The organism is Micromonospora sp. R311 (assembly GCF_056780015.1).
The window spans coordinates 1-15,816 of record NZ_JBSWCE010000006.1 but is presented as its reverse complement, the minus strand read 5'-3'; the positions used below and the strand labels follow the sequence as shown (position 1 = coordinate 15,816).

The 15,816-nt window shown below is 74.7% G+C and carries 17 protein-coding genes; 12 read left to right on the top strand and 5 right to left on the bottom strand.

The window, feature by feature from the left end; genetic code table 11:
• Positions 1–38 precede the first annotated feature (38 nt).
• Entirely contained in the window at positions 39–281 is a 243-nt protein-coding gene (locus tag AC1WTP_RS06390; RefSeq protein WP_481648294.1) for a hypothetical protein, read from the bottom strand.
• A 169-nt stretch (positions 282–450) separates the two neighbouring features.
• Between AC1WTP_RS06390 and argC the strand changes: the two genes are divergently transcribed.
• The 8 genes from argC to argH are packed head-to-tail and all read left to right on the top strand — an operon-like array spanning position 451 to position 9,019.
• Positions 451–1,452, top strand: a complete 1,002-nt coding sequence (gene argC / locus AC1WTP_RS06385) for an N-acetyl-gamma-glutamyl-phosphate reductase (protein ID WP_481648293.1) — start codon at positions 451–453, stop codon at positions 1,450–1,452.
• A gap of 55 nt (positions 1,453–1,507) precedes the next feature.
• Positions 1,508–2,680 (top strand): bifunctional glutamate N-acetyltransferase/amino-acid acetyltransferase ArgJ, encoded by a 1,173-nt coding sequence (argJ, locus tag AC1WTP_RS06380; RefSeq protein WP_481648292.1) that lies wholly within the window; start codon positions 1,508–1,510, stop codon positions 2,678–2,680.
• Complete coding sequence (gene argB / locus AC1WTP_RS06375) at positions 2,677–3,564, top strand: acetylglutamate kinase (RefSeq protein ID WP_481648291.1); 888 nt, start codon at positions 2,677–2,679, stop codon at positions 3,562–3,564. Before argJ ends, argB begins: the two co-directional genes overlap by 4 nt.
• On the top strand, positions 3,561–4,853 hold the full coding sequence (locus AC1WTP_RS06370; RefSeq protein ID WP_481648290.1) for an acetylornithine transaminase: 1,293 nt from the start codon (positions 3,561–3,563) through the stop codon (positions 4,851–4,853). The genes argB and AC1WTP_RS06370 overlap by 4 nt, the downstream gene beginning before the upstream one ends.
• Entirely contained in the window at positions 4,850–5,827 is a 978-nt protein-coding gene (argF, locus tag AC1WTP_RS06365; protein WP_481648289.1) for an ornithine carbamoyltransferase, read from the top strand. Before AC1WTP_RS06370 ends, argF begins: the two co-directional genes overlap by 4 nt.
• The gene (locus AC1WTP_RS06360; protein ID WP_481648288.1) at positions 5,824–6,339 is read left to right on the top strand and encodes an arginine repressor; all 516 of its coding nucleotides are present in this window, start codon (positions 5,824–5,826) and stop codon (positions 6,337–6,339) included. The genes argF and AC1WTP_RS06360 overlap by 4 nt, the downstream gene beginning before the upstream one ends.
• Positions 6,336–7,547, top strand: coding sequence for an argininosuccinate synthase (locus AC1WTP_RS06355; protein WP_481648287.1), 1,212 nt, complete (start codon positions 6,336–6,338; stop codon positions 7,545–7,547). The genes AC1WTP_RS06360 and AC1WTP_RS06355 overlap by 4 nt, the downstream gene beginning before the upstream one ends.
• A gap of 8 nt (positions 7,548–7,555) precedes the next feature.
• The gene (gene argH / locus AC1WTP_RS06350; protein WP_481648463.1) at positions 7,556–9,019 is read left to right on the top strand and encodes an argininosuccinate lyase; all 1,464 of its coding nucleotides are present in this window, start codon (positions 7,556–7,558) and stop codon (positions 9,017–9,019) included.
• 37 nt (positions 9,020–9,056) lie between these two features.
• Here the strand turns inward: argH and AC1WTP_RS06345 are convergent, their stop codons facing one another.
• The 3 genes from AC1WTP_RS06345 to AC1WTP_RS06335 form a co-directional block, all read right to left on the bottom strand.
• Entirely contained in the window at positions 9,057–9,410 is a 354-nt protein-coding gene (locus AC1WTP_RS06345; RefSeq protein WP_481648286.1) for an MmcQ/YjbR family DNA-binding protein, read from the bottom strand.
• A 205-nt stretch (positions 9,411–9,615) separates the two neighbouring features.
• The gene (locus tag AC1WTP_RS06340; protein WP_481648285.1) at positions 9,616–10,035 is read right to left on the bottom strand and encodes a DNA-binding protein; all 420 of its coding nucleotides are present in this window, start codon (positions 10,033–10,035) and stop codon (positions 9,616–9,618) included.
• 17 nt (positions 10,036–10,052) lie between these two features.
• Complete coding sequence (locus AC1WTP_RS06335; RefSeq protein ID WP_481648284.1) at positions 10,053–12,593, bottom strand: AMP-binding protein; 2,541 nt, start codon at positions 12,591–12,593, stop codon at positions 10,053–10,055.
• Between the two features lie 115 nt (positions 12,594–12,708).
• Here AC1WTP_RS06335 and AC1WTP_RS06330 point away from each other — a divergent pair, with 115 nt between their 5' ends.
• The 3 genes from AC1WTP_RS06330 (at position 12,709) to AC1WTP_RS06320 (ending at position 14,789) form a co-directional block, all read left to right on the top strand.
• Positions 12,709–13,323, top strand: coding sequence for a DNA-3-methyladenine glycosylase (locus tag AC1WTP_RS06330; RefSeq protein ID WP_481648462.1), 615 nt, complete (start codon positions 12,709–12,711; stop codon positions 13,321–13,323).
• Between the two features lie 103 nt (positions 13,324–13,426).
• Positions 13,427–14,512 carry a WD40/YVTN/BNR-like repeat-containing protein gene (locus tag AC1WTP_RS06325; protein WP_481648283.1) on the top strand — a complete coding sequence of 362 codons (1,086 nt, stop codon included), beginning with the start codon at positions 13,427–13,429 and terminating at the stop codon, positions 14,510–14,512.
• Between the two features lies 1 nt (position 14,513).
• Positions 14,514–14,789 carry a MoaD/ThiS family protein gene (locus tag AC1WTP_RS06320; RefSeq protein ID WP_447137921.1) on the top strand — a complete coding sequence of 92 codons (276 nt, stop codon included), beginning with the start codon at positions 14,514–14,516 and terminating at the stop codon, positions 14,787–14,789.
• Positions 14,790–14,912: 123 nt separating this feature from the next.
• On the opposite strand, the gene AC1WTP_RS06315 is transcribed toward AC1WTP_RS06320, so the two are convergent.
• The gene (locus AC1WTP_RS06315; protein ID WP_481648282.1) at positions 14,913–15,314 is read right to left on the bottom strand and encodes a DUF3224 domain-containing protein; all 402 of its coding nucleotides are present in this window, start codon (positions 15,312–15,314) and stop codon (positions 14,913–14,915) included.
• Positions 15,315–15,495: 181 nt separating this feature from the next.
• On the opposite strand from AC1WTP_RS06315, the gene AC1WTP_RS06310 reads away from it, so the two are divergent.
• The coding region (locus tag AC1WTP_RS06310; RefSeq protein ID WP_481648281.1) for an LLM class flavin-dependent oxidoreductase at positions 15,496–15,816 on the top strand (321 nt) is incomplete at its 3' end.

The following is a 15,816-nucleotide window of genomic DNA, read 5'->3' as shown; positions in this document are numbered from 1 at the left end:
GGCCGGGCGCCGTCCCACCCCACCCACCGCACCGGCCGTCACCTCGTGGATGCGGACCGGATCTCGTCGAGCAGGGCGGCGAGGAACTCCCTGACGGCCGGAGCCAGCGTGGCGTCCACCACCGGGGCCGGGTTGTTCGGGTACGACGTCACGGTCAGGTAGACGAAGACGTTCGCCGTCACCAGCCGAACGTCGTACCCGCCGTCGCGCCCGTCGCTCGGACTCCGGTAGCTCCAGCTGAGCTCGTCGGCGGACAGGATCCCGGTCCGAGCGTGTCCCACGCCCATCCGCGGCGGACACACGGTAGCCGGGTTCGATCATGACCGGCTGCGGCGGGGAGCACGAGGAGGTGACCGGCGACACACCCGATTCTCATGCAATGGACTGCATGAACTTGCAGGAGGCGATCATCGTTGCTAGCCTCAATTGCATAGTCATGCGGAGGTGAGTATGGGCATCCGAGTCGCGGTCGCCGGGGCCAGCGGCTACGCCGGCGGCGAGCTGCTCCGCCTGGTGGCCGGGCACCCGGAGTTCGACCTGGTCGCCGCCACCGCGCACAGCCAGGCCGGGCACCGGGTCGACGCGGTCCACCCGCAGCTCAACGGGCTCGACCTGGTCCTCACCGAGACCGACCCGGCCACCCTGGCCGACGCGGACCTGGTCTTCCTGGCCCTCCCGCACGGCCAGTCGGCGGCGCTGGCCGCCCAGCTGCCGGCCGGGCTGCGGGTGGTCGACCTCGGCGCCGACCACCGGTTGGCCAACCCCTACGAGTGGGCCCAGTACTACGGCGGCACCCATGCCGGGCAGTGGACCTACGGCCTGCCGGAGCTGCCCGGGCAGCGGGCGGCGATCGCCGGCTCCACCCGGGTGGCCAACACCGGCTGCTACGCCGCCGCGATCACCCTGGCGCTCGCCCCGCTGATCGCGGCCGGCGCCGCCGAGCCGGCGGACGTGGTGGTCGTCGCGGCGTCCGGCACCTCCGGCGCCGGCAAGGCGGCCAAGCCGCACCTGCTCGGCAGCGAGGTGATGGGCGACCTCTCGCCCTACCGGGTCGGCACCCACCAGCACGTGCCGGAGATCAAGCAGGCCACCGGGGCGACCAGCCTCTCCCTCACCCCGGTCCTCGCGCCGATGCCGCGCGGCATCCTGGCCACCGTCACCGCCGTGCCGGCCCGCGGCGTCGACCCGCAGGCGGTGCTCGCCGAGGCGTACGCGGACGCGCCGTTCGTGCACGTGCTGCCCGAGGGGCGCTGGCCGCACACCGCCGCGACGCTCGGCTCCAACTCCTGCCACCTGCAGGCCACCGTCGACGTCGACTCCCGCCGGATGGTGGTGCTCAGCGCGCTGGACAACCTGGGCAAGGGCGCCGCCGGCCAGGCCGTGCAGTGCGCCAACCTGATGCTCGGCCTGCCCGAGACCACCGGCCTGTCCGTCTGGGGGGTCGCACCGTGAGCGCGAGGAGTGCGGCGCGGCGGAGCCCCGCGGACGCGGACGAAGGGATGGCACCGTGAGCGTCACCGTTCCCCGGGGGTTCCGGGCGGCCGGGGTCGCGGCCGGGCTGAAGGCCAGCGGCGCCGCCGACGTGGCGCTGGTGGTCAACGACGGCCCCGACGCCGGCGTGGCCGGGGTGTTCACCGCCAACCGGGTCAAGGCCGCGCCGGTGCTCTGGAGCCAGCAGGTCGTCCGCGGCGGGGTGGTCCGCGCCGTGGTGCTCAACTCCGGTGGCGCCAACGCCTGCACCGGCCCGGCCGGCTTCCAGGACACCCACGCCACCGCCGAGCACGCCGCCGCCGCGCTCACCTCGGCCAGTTCCCGGCTGATGCTGGGCGCCGGCGAGGTCGCGGTCTGCTCCACCGGCCTGATCGGCGAGCGGCTGCCCATGCCGGCACTGCTCTCCGGGGTGGGCAAGGCGGTGCGCGAACTGTCCCGGGAGGGCGGTGCCCCGGCGGCCGAGGCCATCATGACCACGGACACCCGGCCGAAGACCACGGTGGCCCGGGGCAGCGGCTGGACCGTCGGCGGGATGGCCAAGGGCGCCGGCATGCTGGCCCCGGCGATGGCCACCATGCTCTGCGTGCTGACCACCGACGCGGTCGCCGGCCCGGATGTCCTCGACGCCGCGTTGCGCGAGGCGTGCCGGGTCACCTTCGACCGGATCGACTCCGACGGCTGCATGTCCACCAACGACACGGTGCTGCTGCTGGCCAGTGGCGCCAGTGGCATCGCCCCCGGCGTGGCCGAGTTGACCGCCGCGGTCACCGCCGCCGCCCACGACCTGGCCCAGCAGCTCGTCGCCGACGCCGAGGGCGCCACCAAGCAGATCGCCGTCGACGTGGTCGGCGCGGCCAGCGAGGACGACGCGGTCGAGGTCGGGCGCGCGGTGGCCCGCAACAACCTGGTCAAGACCGCGCTGTTCGGCAACGACCCGAACTGGGGCCGGATCCTCGCCGCCGTCGGCACCACCGCCGCCACGTTCGAGCCGGACGGGGTCGACGTCGCGGTCAACGGGATCTGGGTGTGCCGCTCCGGCGCCGCCGCCGAGGACCGGTCGAAGGTCGACCTCACCGGGCGGGACGTCACCATCCGGATCGACCTGCACGCCGGCGCCGCCGCGGCCACCATCTGGACCAACGACCTCTCGCACGCGTACGTGCACGAGAACTCGGCGTACTCGACATGAGCCTCACCACCGACCTCACCCGGGCCCAGGCCAAGGCCGCCACGCTGATCGAGGCGCTGCCCTGGCTGGCCCGCTTCTCCGGCTCGACCGTCGTGGTCAAGTACGGCGGCAACGCGATGGTCGACCCGGAGCTGCGGCGCGCCTTCGCCGCGGACATGGTCTTCCTCCGCTACGCCGGTCTCAGGCCGGTCGTGGTGCACGGCGGCGGGCCGCAGATCTCCGCCATGCTCGGCCGGCTCGGCATCGACAGCGAGTTCCGCGGCGGCCTGCGGGTCACCACCCCGGAGGCGATGGACGTGGTCCGGATGGTGCTGGTCGGGCAGGTCGGCCGGGAGCTGGTCGGGCTGATCAACGCGCACGGCCCGTTCGCGGTCGGCCTCTCCGGCGAGGACGCCGGGCTGTTCACCGCGGTGCGCCGGCCCGCGTACGTCGACGGCCGGCCGGTGGACGTGGGGCAGGTCGGCGACGTGGAGTCGGTCGACGTCTCGGCGGTCACCGACCTGATCGCGGCCGGCCGGATCCCGGTGATCTCCACGGTCGCCCCGGACGCCGACGGGGTGCTGCACAACCTCAACGCCGACACCGCCGCCGCCGCGCTCGCGGTCGCCCTGGCGGCGCGCAAGCTGGTCGTCCTCACCGACGTGCCCGGCCTCTACGCGGACTGGCCGGACACCGACAGCCTGATCTCCGAGATCACCACCGACGACCTGGCGAAGCTGCTGCCGGCACTGGAGTCGGGCATGGTGCCCAAGATGGAGGCCTGCCTGCGGGCGGTGCGGCAGGGAGTGCCCGCCGCGCACGTCGTCGACGGCCGGGTCGCCCATTCCACGCTGCTCGAGGTCTTCACCTCGGAAGGGTTCGGAACAATGGTGATCCCCTCGTGAGCACCCTCGTCGAGCGCTGGTCGCAGTCCATGATGGACAACTACGGCACGCCGCCGCTGGCGCTGGTCGCCGGCTCCGGCGCGGTCGTGGTCGACGACGCCGGCCGGGAGTACGTCGACCTGGTCGGCGGGATCGCGGTCAACGCCCTGGGCCACGCCCACCCCGCCGTGGTGGCCGCCGTGTCGAAGCAGGTCGCGACGCTCGGGCACGTCTCCAACCTCTACGTCGCCGAGCCGCCGGTGGCCCTGGCGGAGCTGCTGCTGGCGCTCGCCGGCCGGCCCGGCCGGGTCTTCTTCGCCAACTCCGGCGCGGAGGCGAACGAGGCGGCGTTCAAGCTCTCCCGGCGGACCGGCCGCGGCCACGTGGTCGCCACCCGGGGCGGCTTCCACGGCCGCACCATGGGCGCGCTCGCGCTCACCGGCCAGCCGGCCAAGGCGGACCCGTTCCGGCCGCTGCCCGGCGACGTGACCCACGTCGACTACGGCGACGTCGCCGCGCTGGAGGCGGCGGTCACCGACGCCACCGCGATGGTCATCCTGGAGCCGATCCAGGGCGAGAACGGCGTGGTCGTCCCCCCGGCCGGCTACCTGGCCGCCGCCCGGCGGATCACCGCCCGGCACGGCGCGCTGCTGGTGCTGGACGAGGTGCAGACCGGCGTCGGGCGCACCGGGCACTGGTTCGCCCACCAGGCCGAGGGGGTCGAGCCCGACGTGGTGACCCTGGCCAAGGGGCTCGGCGGCGGGTTGCCGCTCGGTGCCTGCCTGGCCTTCGGCCGGGCCGCCGAGCTGCTCGGCCCCGGCTCGCACGGCACCACCTTCGGCGGCAACCCGGTCAGCTGCGCGGCCGCCCTCGCCGTGGTGGCGACCATCGCCAACGAGGGGCTGCTCGACCACGTCAAGCGGGTCGGCGAGCGGCTGCGCCGGGGCGTCGAGGCGCTCGGCCACCCGCTGGTCGACGAGGTACGCGGGGCCGGGCTGCTGCTCGGCGTGGTGCTCACCGCCCCGGTCGCGGCGGTGCTCGCCGAGGCGCTGCGGGAGACCGGGTTCCTGGTCAACGCGGTGCAGCCCGGCGTGGTCCGGCTCGCTCCGCCGCTGATCCTCACCGCCGCCCAGGCCGACGCCTTCCTCGCCGCGCTGCCCGCCGCGCTCGACGCGACGGCGCCTGCCGCCGCCGGCGCCACCCCGGCTTCGGATCCTGGCGGGAAACGGCCCGCGGCGGGGCCGGAAAGTACCAGGATCGCGACGACGACCACCACCACGACCACGGCGGCGACGGAGACGAACGCATGACCCGGCACTTCCTGCGCGACGACGACCTGAGCCCCGCCGAGCAGTCGGCGGTGCTGGAGCTGGCCGCGCGGATGAAGGCGGACCGGTTCGGGTACCGGCCGCTGGCCGGGCCGCGGTCGGTGGCGGTGCTCTTCGACAAGCAGAGCCTGCGCACCCGGTTCTCCTTCGACGTCGGCATCGCCGAGCTGGGTGGGCACCCCCTGGTGGTGGACACCCAGGTCACCCACTTCGGCCGGGGCGAGACCCTGGCCGACGCCGGGCGGGTGCTCTCCCGCTACGTCGCGGCGATCGTGCTGCGCACCCACGGCGACGACCGGATCGCCGAGGTCGCCGAGGCCGCCACCGTGCCGGTGGTCAACGCGCTCACCGACGACTACCACCCGTGCCAGGTGCTGGCGGACCTGCTCACCGTCCGGGAGCGCTTCGGCGCCACCGCCGGGCGCACCCTGGCGTACGTCGGGGACGCGGCGAACAACATGGCGCACTCGTACCTGCTGGCCGGGGCGATCGCCGGGATGCACGTCCGGATCGGCGGGCCGGCCGGATTCCAGCCCCACCCGGACGTGGTGGCCCGCGCCGAGAAGATCGCCGCGGGCACCGGCGGGTCGGTGCGCGTGCTCGTCGACCCGGTCGAGGCGGTCGCCGGCGCCGACGTGCTCGCCACCGACACCTGGACCTCGATGGGCCAGGAGGACGACGGGCTGGACCGGATCACCCCGTTCCGGGCGTACCAGATCAACGCCGAGCTGCTCGGCCACGCCGCGCCGGGCGCGATCGTGCTGCACTGCCTGCCCGCGCACCGCGGCGAGGAGATCACCGCCGAGGTGCTCGACGGCCCGCAGAGCGCCGTCTTCGACCAGGCGGAGAATCGGCTGCACGCCCAGAAGGCGCTGCTCACGTTCCTCCTCGAGGCCGCGACCGCGGCCAGCGACGCGGCGGCGCCGGGAGCCACCGCGACCAGGGAGACCCGATGACCGCCCCGCTGACCCGTGCCGCCCGGCACGGCCGCATCGTCGAGCTGATCCGCGACAAGGCGATCCACTCGCAGACCGAACTGGCCGACCTGCTCGCCGGCGACGGCATCCAGGTCACCCAGGCCACCCTCTCCCGGGACCTGAAGGAGCTGGGGGCGGTGACCGTCCGCGGCGGCGACGGGCGGGCGGTCTACCTGATCCCCGAGGACGGCCAGCGGCCGCTGCGCGACGCCGAGGCGGCCCCGGCCCGGCTGGTGCGGCTGCTGCGTGAGCTGCTCAACGGGGTCGACTCCAGCGGCAACATCGCCGTGCTGCGCACCCCGCCGGGCGCAGCCCAGTACCTGGCCAGCGCGGTCGACCGGGCGGGCCTGTCCGAGGTCGTCGGCACCATCGCCGGCGACGACACCATCCTCGTCGTGGCCCGCGAGGCCGACGGCGGGGCCGCGCTCGGCGAGAAGCTCGCCGGCTGGGCCCGCCGCGAAGAGAACGTTGAAGGGAGCACCACACCATGACCGAGCGGGTCGTCCTGGCGTACTCCGGAGGGCTGGACACCTCCGTCGCCATTCCCTACCTGGCCGAGCAGACCGGCGCCGAGGTGATCGCGGTGGCGGTCGACGTCGGGCAGGGCGGCGAGGACCTCGACGCCATCCGGCAGCGCGCGCTCGACTGCGGCGCCGTGGAGTCCGAGGTGGTCGACGCGCGCGACGAGTTCGCCGCCGAGTACTGCCTGCCGGCGATCCGGGCCAACGCCCTCTACATGGACCGCTACCCGCTGGTCTCCGCGCTGTCCCGGCCGCTGATCGTCAAGCACCTGGTGGCGGCCGCGAAGAAGCACGGCGGCACCATCGTGTCGCACGGCTGCACCGGCAAGGGCAACGACCAGGTCCGCTTCGAGGTCGGCCTGGGCGCGCTCGCCCCCGAGCTGAAGATCATCGCGCCGGCCCGGGACTTCGCCTGGACCCGGGACAAGGCGATCGCGTTCGCCGAGGAGAAGGGCCTGCCGATCGACGTGTCGGCCAAGTCGCCGTACTCGATCGACCAGAACCTGTGGGGCCGCGCGGTGGAGACCGGCTTCCTGGAGGACATCTGGAACGGCCCGATCGAGGACCTCTACTCGTACACCTCGGACCCGGCGCAGGAGCGCGACGCCGACGAGGTCGTGATCACCTTCGACGCCGGCGTGCCGGTCGCGATCGACGGCGAGACGGTCACCCCGTACCAGGCGATCCTGGAGCTCAACCGGCGCGCCGGCGCCCACGGCGTCGGCCGGCTCGACATGGTCGAGGACCGCCTGGTCGGCATCAAGAGCCGCGAGGTGTACGAGGCGCCCGGCGCGATCGCGCTGATCACCGCCCACCAGGAGCTGGAGGCGGTCACCGTCGAGCGGGACCTGGCCCGGTTCAAGCGCGGCGTCGACCAGCGCTGGGGCGAGCTGGTCTACGACGGCCTCTGGTTCTCGCCGCTGAAGCGGTCGCTGGACGCGTTCATCGACGACGCGCAGCGGCACGTCACCGGCGAGGTGCGGCTCACCCTGCACGGCGGCCGGGCCACCGTCACCGGCCGGCGCTCCGAGGCCAGCCTCTACGACTTCGGCATGGCCACCTACGACACCGGTGACACCTTCGACCAGTCCCTGGCGAAGGGCTTCGTGCAGCTGTGGGGCCTGCCCAGCAAGATGGCCGCCGCGCGGGACGCCCGGTTCGGCGGGACGTCCTCTTGACCTCCAGAATGGGCGGCGTGGACGACAAGAGCCTGACCGAGAACAGCGCCGCCACCAACCGGACGAGCCTGTGGGGCGGCCGGTTCGCCGGCGGCCCCTCCGAGGCCCTGGCCCGGCTGTCGGTGAGCGTGCAGTTCGACTGGCGGCTGGCCCCGTACGACATCGCGGCGTCCCGGGCGCACGCCCGGGTGCTCGCCGGTGCCGGGCTGCTCGACCCGGAGGAACTGGGCCGGATCCTCGCCGCCCTGGACGACCTGGAGGCCGCCTGCGCCTCCGGGCAGTTCCGCCCCACCGTGGACGACGAGGACGTGCACACCGCGCTGGAACGCGGCCTGCTGGAACGCCTCGGCAGCCTCGGCGGCAAGCTGCGCGCCGGCCGGTCCCGCAACGACCAGGTCGCCACCGACCTGCGGCTCTACCTGCGTGATCACGCCCGGGGCGTGGCCGGCCGGCTGGTCGAGCTGGCCGAGGCCCTGGTCGAACAGGCCGAGCGGCACGTGGCGACCGCCGCCCCCGGCATGACCCACCTCCAGCACGCCCAGCCGGTCACCTTCGGGCACTGGCTGCTGGCCCACGTGCAGCCGCTGCTGCGCGACCTGGAACGGCTGCGCGACTGGGACGACCGGACGGCGATCAGCCCGCTCGGCGCGGGCGCGCTCGCCGGCTCCGGCCTGCCGCTGGACCCGCTGGCCGTCGCCAAGGAACTGGGCTTCCGCACGTCCTTCGCCAACTCGATGGACGCCGTCGCCGACCGGGACTTCGTCGCCGAGTTCCTCTTCGTCACCGCGATGATCGGGGTGCACCTGTCCCGCCTCGGCGAGGAGGTGGTGCTCTGGACGTCGCAGGAGTTCGGCTGGGTGGAGCTGGACGACGCGTTCGCCACCGGCTCGTCGATCATGCCGCAGAAGAAGAACGCGGACATCGCCGAGCTGGCCCGGGGTAAGTCCGGCCGCCTCGTCGGCGGGTTGATGAGCGTGCTCACCATGCTCAAGGGCCTGCCGATGACCTACGACCGGGACATGCAGGAGGACAAGGAGCCGGCCTTCGACGCGGTCGACACCCTGGAGCTGCTGCTGCCGGCCCTCGCCGGGATGGTCTCCACGATGACCGTGCGCGCCGACCGGCTGGTCGCCGCCGCGCCGGTCGGCTTCTCCCTCGCCACCGAGGTGGCCGACTGGCTGGTCCGGCGGGGCGTGCCGTTCCGCGACGCGCACGAGATCACCGGCAAGCTGGTGGCGCTCTGCGTGGCCCGGGACTGCGCGCTGGACGAGGTCTCCGACGCCGACCTGGCCACGGTCAGCGAGCACCTCGACCCGTCGGTGCGCGACGTGCTCTCCGTCCGTTCGGCGCTCGCCGCCCGGATCACGCCCGGCTCGACCGGCCCGGGCCCGGTCGCCGACCAGCTCGCCACCGCCGCCGACAAGCTCGCCGGCTGGCGCGAGTGGGCCGCCGAGCGGGTCGTCCCCCGCTGAGTCCGCCCCCGCGCGGCGCCCCGGCGCCGCGCGGGGTTCAGGCCGTCGGCCGCTCCCGCTTCGGCAGCTTCGCCACCACCGCGTCGTACGAGGCGTCGACCGCCTCGATCAGTTCCTCGTCGTCGATCCCGCCGTCGAGCCGCAGCGTGTTCCAGCCCGACCGGCCGATGTAGGGCATCACCCGGGCGTCGCCCGGGTGCCGGTGCAGCCACTCGTCGGCCACCTCCCGGCTCGGGCCGCACTTCACCCCGATCGTCGGCGCGTTGGCCGGCGAACCGAGGAACGCGAAGATCCGGCTGCCCACCTTGACCACCTCGTCGCCCTCCCACGGCTGGTCCAGCCAGGCGCCCGGCTTCGCCAGGCAGTACGCCCGCATCTGCTCGCGCTCCATCGGCCCTCCTCCCGATCGACCCTCGCCACAGTTTGCCCCAACTCGCCCCCACGGGTCCGGCACCGGCTCACCCGCCCGTCACGCGCCCCCGGTCGGACGCTGCCCCCGACCGGGGGCGCGCGGGCCGCCGGCCCTGCCGCGCAGTGGACGATCAACCATCGTCGGGTGGCGTGCCAGAGCCGTCGGGCGGCGGGGGAGCGGGCGGTCAGTCGGTGGCGGCGGTGCGGGCGGAGACGCGCTCGAAGCGCTGCTTCGCCGCCTGGGCGCTGCCCAGCCCGAGCCCGTAGGCGATCGCCTGCCAGGTCAGTCCGCGCCCGCGGGCCAGCGTCAGTAGTCCGGCCTCCAGCGCGTCGACCTCGGCGCGCAGGTGCGGGATCAGGGTGAGCGCCGCGGTGAGGTCGCCGTCGTCGACCGGCTCCTCCCCGGGCTCCGGCTCGGCGCCCCCGGCGGCCAGCGCGGTCACCAGCGCGACCGCCTCGTACGGGTCCGGCAGGTACGGGTTGGTGTGCCGCCGGCGGCGGGCGTCGGTGTCGGCGTGCCGCTCGGCGATCCGGGCGAGCGCGGCGTACGTGCGGTGCGCCCGGGCCCGGCCGGCGTCGGGTGCGGTGAAGGGGTCCTCGGTCATGCCCCGACCCCATCACATCAACGGACCGTTTTCAACAACCTATTGAAAGTTGGCCGGGTCGAGGCCCACCGCCAGGCCCGGTTCACCAGCGCCGCGTAGCCGATGCCGAGCGCGAGGCTGGCGGCGAGCGCGACCAGCGGCAGGTGGCGCAGGTGCGGGTAGACCTGCCAGTGGGTGAGGTAGATGTAGAGCGAGCTGCCCGCCAGCACCCCGGCCACCCGGTTCACCGCGGCCAGGCTGGGCACGGTGGGCAGCCAGACGAGCAGGGCCAGGCCGGCCACGATCAGCGCCTCGCGCTGCGGCTGGCCGAAGAAGCCCGGCACGGTGGCCGCCGCGGCGGCGGTGACCAGCAGCCGCTGCCGGACGTCGTCGGCCCGGGCGGCGGCCCAGCCCAGCGTGAACAGCCACCCGGCCACCGCCGCCGAGGGCAGGTCGTAGCGGGCGTCGAGGCCGAACACGTCGTACCGCCCGAGCAGCGCGACCGCGGTGAGGCCGAGCGGGAAGGCGAACGGGAAGCGTCGCTCCCACCGGTCCACCCGGCGCAGCCCGAGCAGGGCGGCCAGCCCGACCAGCAGGTAGACCACCGCCTCGATGAACCAGAAGTGCCACTGCGTCTCGCCGTCGGGCGGCCCGACGACGCTGTTGACCAGCAGCAGGGTGCTCAGCTGGTAGTCGTCGCCGACCAGCATCACCGCGCCGATCCAGGCCGTCGTGGGCAGCACGATGCGCAGCAGGCCCGCCCTGATCTGCCGCAACCGGTCCCGCCGGCCGGCTGCGGTGAGCTGGAACCGGGCGAAGTTGAAGCCGGCCACGCCGAGCAGCAGGTGCGCGCCGCCGGTCACCGTGAACAGCGGGATGTGCGAGCCGACGATCAGCACGATCGCCACCGCGCGCAGCGCCACGCTGGTCTCCAGCGACCGGCGCCGCCCGGACCGGCGGGCCGGCCGGCGCAGCTCGGCGATCGGCAGGGTGTGCCAGTTCGGCGGCAGGTGACCGAGTTCCTGCTCCAGCCGGACCGACATCTCCACGTAGGACAGCGAGTCCCCGCCGAGGTCGACGAAGCTCGACTCCGGGGTGACGTCGGTGCGGTCGAGCACCTCCGCGTACAGCCGGCACAGGTCGCCGGCGGGCGCGGGGGTCGGCGGCGGGGCCGGCGCCGCGGCGGCGCCGGCGAGCGTGCGCAGTGCGGCCAGGTCCGGCTTGCCGCTGGCCAGCCGGGGCAGCTCGGCCAGGAGCAGCACCCGGACCGCGCGCGGCGGCAGCCCCAGCTCGCCGGCGACCAGCCGCCGGATCCTCAGGGCGTCACCCTCGCCCAGCACGGCCACGACCAGCTCGTCGTCGGCGCCCACGCAGGTGGCGGTCACCCCGTGCCCGGCCAGCAGTGCCTCGACCCGCTGCGGGTCGATCCGCAGCCCGAGGATCTTGGCGAAGCCGCTGCGCCGGCCGACGATCTCGTAGAGCCCGTCCGGGGTGCGCCGGGCCAGGTCGCCGGTGGGCAGCTCGTCGACGGTCCGGCCGAGCGCCAGGTCGGCCGGGGAGCGGGCGTAGCCGAGCATGACGTTCGGCCCCGCGTAGACCAGCTCGCCCACCTCCGGGTCGGGCTGGTCGGCTACCGGGGCCAGCCGGAACGCTCCGCCGGGCACCGGCACGCCGATCGCCGTCGGGTGGTCGATCGCCAGGTCGGGCGGGAGGTACGCCATCCGCGCGGTCGCCTCGGTCTGGCCGTACATGACGAACAGGTCCCAGCCGGCCCGCCGGCCCAGCTCGGCGTAGCGGAGCACCCGCTCCGGCGCCAGCCGGCCGCCGGCGGCGGTGACGTAGCGCAGGTGCGGCAGGTCCATCGCGGCGAACCCGACCCGGTCGAGCAGCTCGAAGGTGTACGGCACGCCGGCGAAGGTGGCGCCCCGGGCGGCCCGGAACAGCTCCCAGAAGCAGGCGTCGGCGACCGAGAGGTCGGTCAGCACCAGGGCCGCGCCGCGGGCCAGGTGGCTGTTCACCACGGACAGCCCGTAGCAGTAGTGCAGCGGCAGGGTGGTGGCCGCCCGGTCGGTGTCCCGGATGCCCAGGTACCGCGCGATCGACTCGGCGTTGGCCTGCAGGTTCGTGTGCGACAGCCGGACCAGCTTCGGCGAGCCGGTCGAGCCGGAGGTGCTCAGCAGCAGCGCCAGGTCGGGGTGCAGGCGGTGCGCGCTGCCCGCCCGCCGTTCGTCGACCCGCCACCCGCCGTCGGCCGGGCCGACCACCACGTCCGGGTCGTACGCCGCCACCAGCGCGGCCAGCGCGGCGTCGTTGCCGCCGGGGACCAGCAGCACCGGGTGCCCGGCGTGCAGCGCGGCCAGGTACGCCACCAGCGAGTCGACGGTGTTGGCGCCGACCACGAGCACCAACCGCCGCTCGGCCCCGAGCTGCCGGGCGGTCCGGGCGACCCGGTCGGCGAGGTCGGCGTAGGAGAGCTCCCCATCCGCGGTGAGGATGGCGGGGCGGCCGCCGTGGGTGGCCAGCTCGCGGACGAACGGCACCGCCCGCACGGCCGGGAGCAGGGGAGACAGGGGTGTCACGCGGACACTCTAAGGTGAGCCTGACCTAAGTAGTAGTCTCCGGCGACCCGCGTCACGGCCGGATATGGTCGGACCCGTGGTGGCGCACTCCGACCGACCGCCGGCCGACCTCACCGTGCCGGCCGAGTTGGCCGAGCTGGCTCGGCTGCTCGCCGGTCCGGTGCTGCCGGCGGCGCGTGGCCTGCTCGGCTGCCGGCTGACCGCCGGCGGGGTGACCGTCCGGATCACCGAGGTCGAGGCGTACGCGGGAACCGCCGGCGACCCCGCCTCGCACGCGTACCGCGGCCGTACCCCGCGCAACGCGGTGATGTTCGGCCCGGCCGGGCACGCCTACGTCTACTTCACCTACGGCATGCACTGGTGCGTGAACGTGGTCACCGGGCCGGCGGGGGAGGCCGCGGCGGTGCTGCTGCGCGCCGGGGAGGTGGTCGACGGGCTGGCCGCGGCCCGGGCCCGGCGCCCCGCCGTACGCCGGGAGGTCGACCTCGCCCGCGGGCCGGCCCGGCTCTGCGCGGCGCTCGGTATCGACCGCTCGGCCTACGGCACCGACCTGCTCGGCGACGGGCCGGTCCGGCTGCGCCCGGCCGACGCCCCGGTGCCGGCCGACGCGGTGGCCGCCGGGCCCCGGGTCGGGGTGACCGGCGCGCACGACGTGCCCTGGCGGTTCTGGATCGCCGGCGACCCGACGGTGAGCGCCTACCGCCGGCACGTGCCACGCAGCCGCCGCTGACGGTCCGGCGGGTCCGATCGGCGGTCCACGCTGGCGATTCTGTCGGTGGGTGTGGTCATAATCACGCCGCACGCGCTCACCGAGGAGACGGAGGACAGCGGCGATGGCCACACTGCTCGCGATCGGGACGGCGAAAGGGCTCTTCCTCGCCACCAGCACGGACGGCCGGCGCGGCTGGGAGGTGAGCGGCCCGCACTTTCCGATGACCGGTGTCTACGCGGTCGCCATCGACACCCGGCGCGCCACGCCCCGGCTGCTGGCCGGCACCACCAGTTCCCACTTCGGCCCCAGCGTGGCCACCAGCGACGACCTCGGCGCGTCCTGGCACGAGCCGGAGGACGCGCCGGTCGCCTTCCCGGCCGACACCGGGGCCACCCTGGGCCGGGTGTGGCAGCTCGCCCCGGCCGGGCCCGACCAGCCCGACGTCGTCTGGGCCGGCACCGAGCCGTCCGCGCTGTTCCGCTCCGAGGACGGCGGGATCACCTACCAGCTGGTCCGGGCGCTCTGGGAGCACCCGCACCGCGAGCAGTGGGGCGCCGGCTTCGGCGGCCAGGCGGTGCACACCGTGCTGCCGCACCCCGCCGACGCCGACCGGCTGCTGGTGGCGATGTCCACCGGCGGCGTCTACCGGTCGACCGACGGCGGCGCCAGCTGGGCGCCGGGCAACACCGGCATCCGGGCCTACTTCCTGCCCGACGAGTGGCCCGAGTTCGGGCAGTGCGTGCACAAGGTCGCCCGGGACGCCGGCCACCCCGACCGGCTCTACGCGCAGAACCACCACGGCGTCTACCGCTCCGACGACGACGGGCGCACCTGGTCCTCCATCGCCGGCGGCCTGCCCAGCGACTTCGGCTTCCCGATCGTCAGCCTGCCCGGCCGCCCCGACTCCGTCTTCACCTTCCCGCTCACCGCCGACAGCGAGCGCTTCCCGGTCGACCGGCGCTGCCGGGTCTTCCGCTCGTCCGACGCCGGCGACAGTTGGCAGCCGATGAGCGCCGGCCTGCCGGCGGGGCCGTTCTATCCGGCGGTGCTGCGCGACGCGATGTGCGCCGACGACGCTACCCCCGGCGGCGTCTACCTCGGCACCCGCTCCGGCGAGGTCTACGCCAGCCGTGACGAGGGCGAGTCCTGGTCCCGGGTGGCCGCGCACCTGCCCGACGTGCTCTGCGTCCGAGCCGCGGAGGTGTGACGTGGTCACCGTGCTGGTGCCCGGCCCGCTGCGCGGCGAGGCCGGGGGCGCGAGCCGGCTGACCGTCGCCACCTCGGGCACCCTGCGCGCCGTCCTCGACGAGCTGGCCGGCTCCTGGCCCCGGCTGGCCCGGCGGATCCGCGACGAGCGGGGCGAGCTGCGCCGCTACGTCAACGTCTACGTCGACGGGGAGGACTGCCGGCACCTCGGCGGGCTGGACGCGCCGGTGCCGGAGGCCGCCGAGGTGCAGGTGCTGCCCTCGGTCGCCGGCGGCTGACCACCGTCGGCCGGATCGTCGGGGCGGTCCGGGCCGGCCCGGGCTGGCTGACGGCCACCACTGCTCCGGCCCCGGCTGGCGGCGACCGCCGCTCCCGGCCGGGCCAAGGCCGGGCGGGCGGCGTCAGTCCAGCCGGTAGTCCAGCCGGTAGGCGTGGCCGCCGTCCGGCCCGACCAGGATCTGCCCGCCACCGCGCAGCCCGCGCAGTTCGTCGGTGGCCGAGTCGGGCACCACCGTCCAGGACAGCCGCGATCCGGTCTCGGTGTCGCTGCCGGCCGTGTGGTGCAGCACGAAGCTGCCCCGGCGCCCGGCCAGCGTGCCGGTGAACCGCTCGAACCCCACGTACGCGGCGGACGACTCCACCGGGGTGCGGCACATCAGGATCCGGGTGACGCTCGTGCCGACCAGGTCGCCGGTGAAGGACTTGGTGATCCGGGCCCCGGCGAGCGTGCCGCCCCCGGCCTCGTCGTACGGTTCCTCGTCCCAACTGTCCAGGCTGAAGCCGCCCTCGGCGCGTTCGGTCATGCGGTCATCCTGCCCGGCAAGGCTGACATCTCCCGTCAGGTACGCGGCGCCGGCTCGGGCGGTATTCGCGTGACCGCCGTCACCGGCCGACGCTGCGGCCGGGAATTTTGATCTGTCAAATATGTTGTGCGGTGCGTCCGGGCGCCACGCGGGCCCCGGTGGACAACGCGAGGAGCTGGTCATGCAGTTCGGAGTCTTCACCGTCGGCGACGTCACGGTCGACCCGACCAACGGTCGCGAACCGACCGAGCATGAGCGGATCAAGGCGATGGTGACCATCGCGCTCAAGGCCGAGGAGGTCGGCCTCGACGTCTTCGCCACCGGCGAGCACCACAACCCGCCGTTCGTGCCGTCGTCGCCCACCACCATGCTGGGCTACATCGCGGCCCGGACGCAGCGGCTGCTGCTCTCCACCTCCACCACCCTGATCACCACGAACGATCCGGTGAAGATCGCCGAGGACTACGCGATGCTGCAGCACCTGGCCGACGGCCGGGTGGAC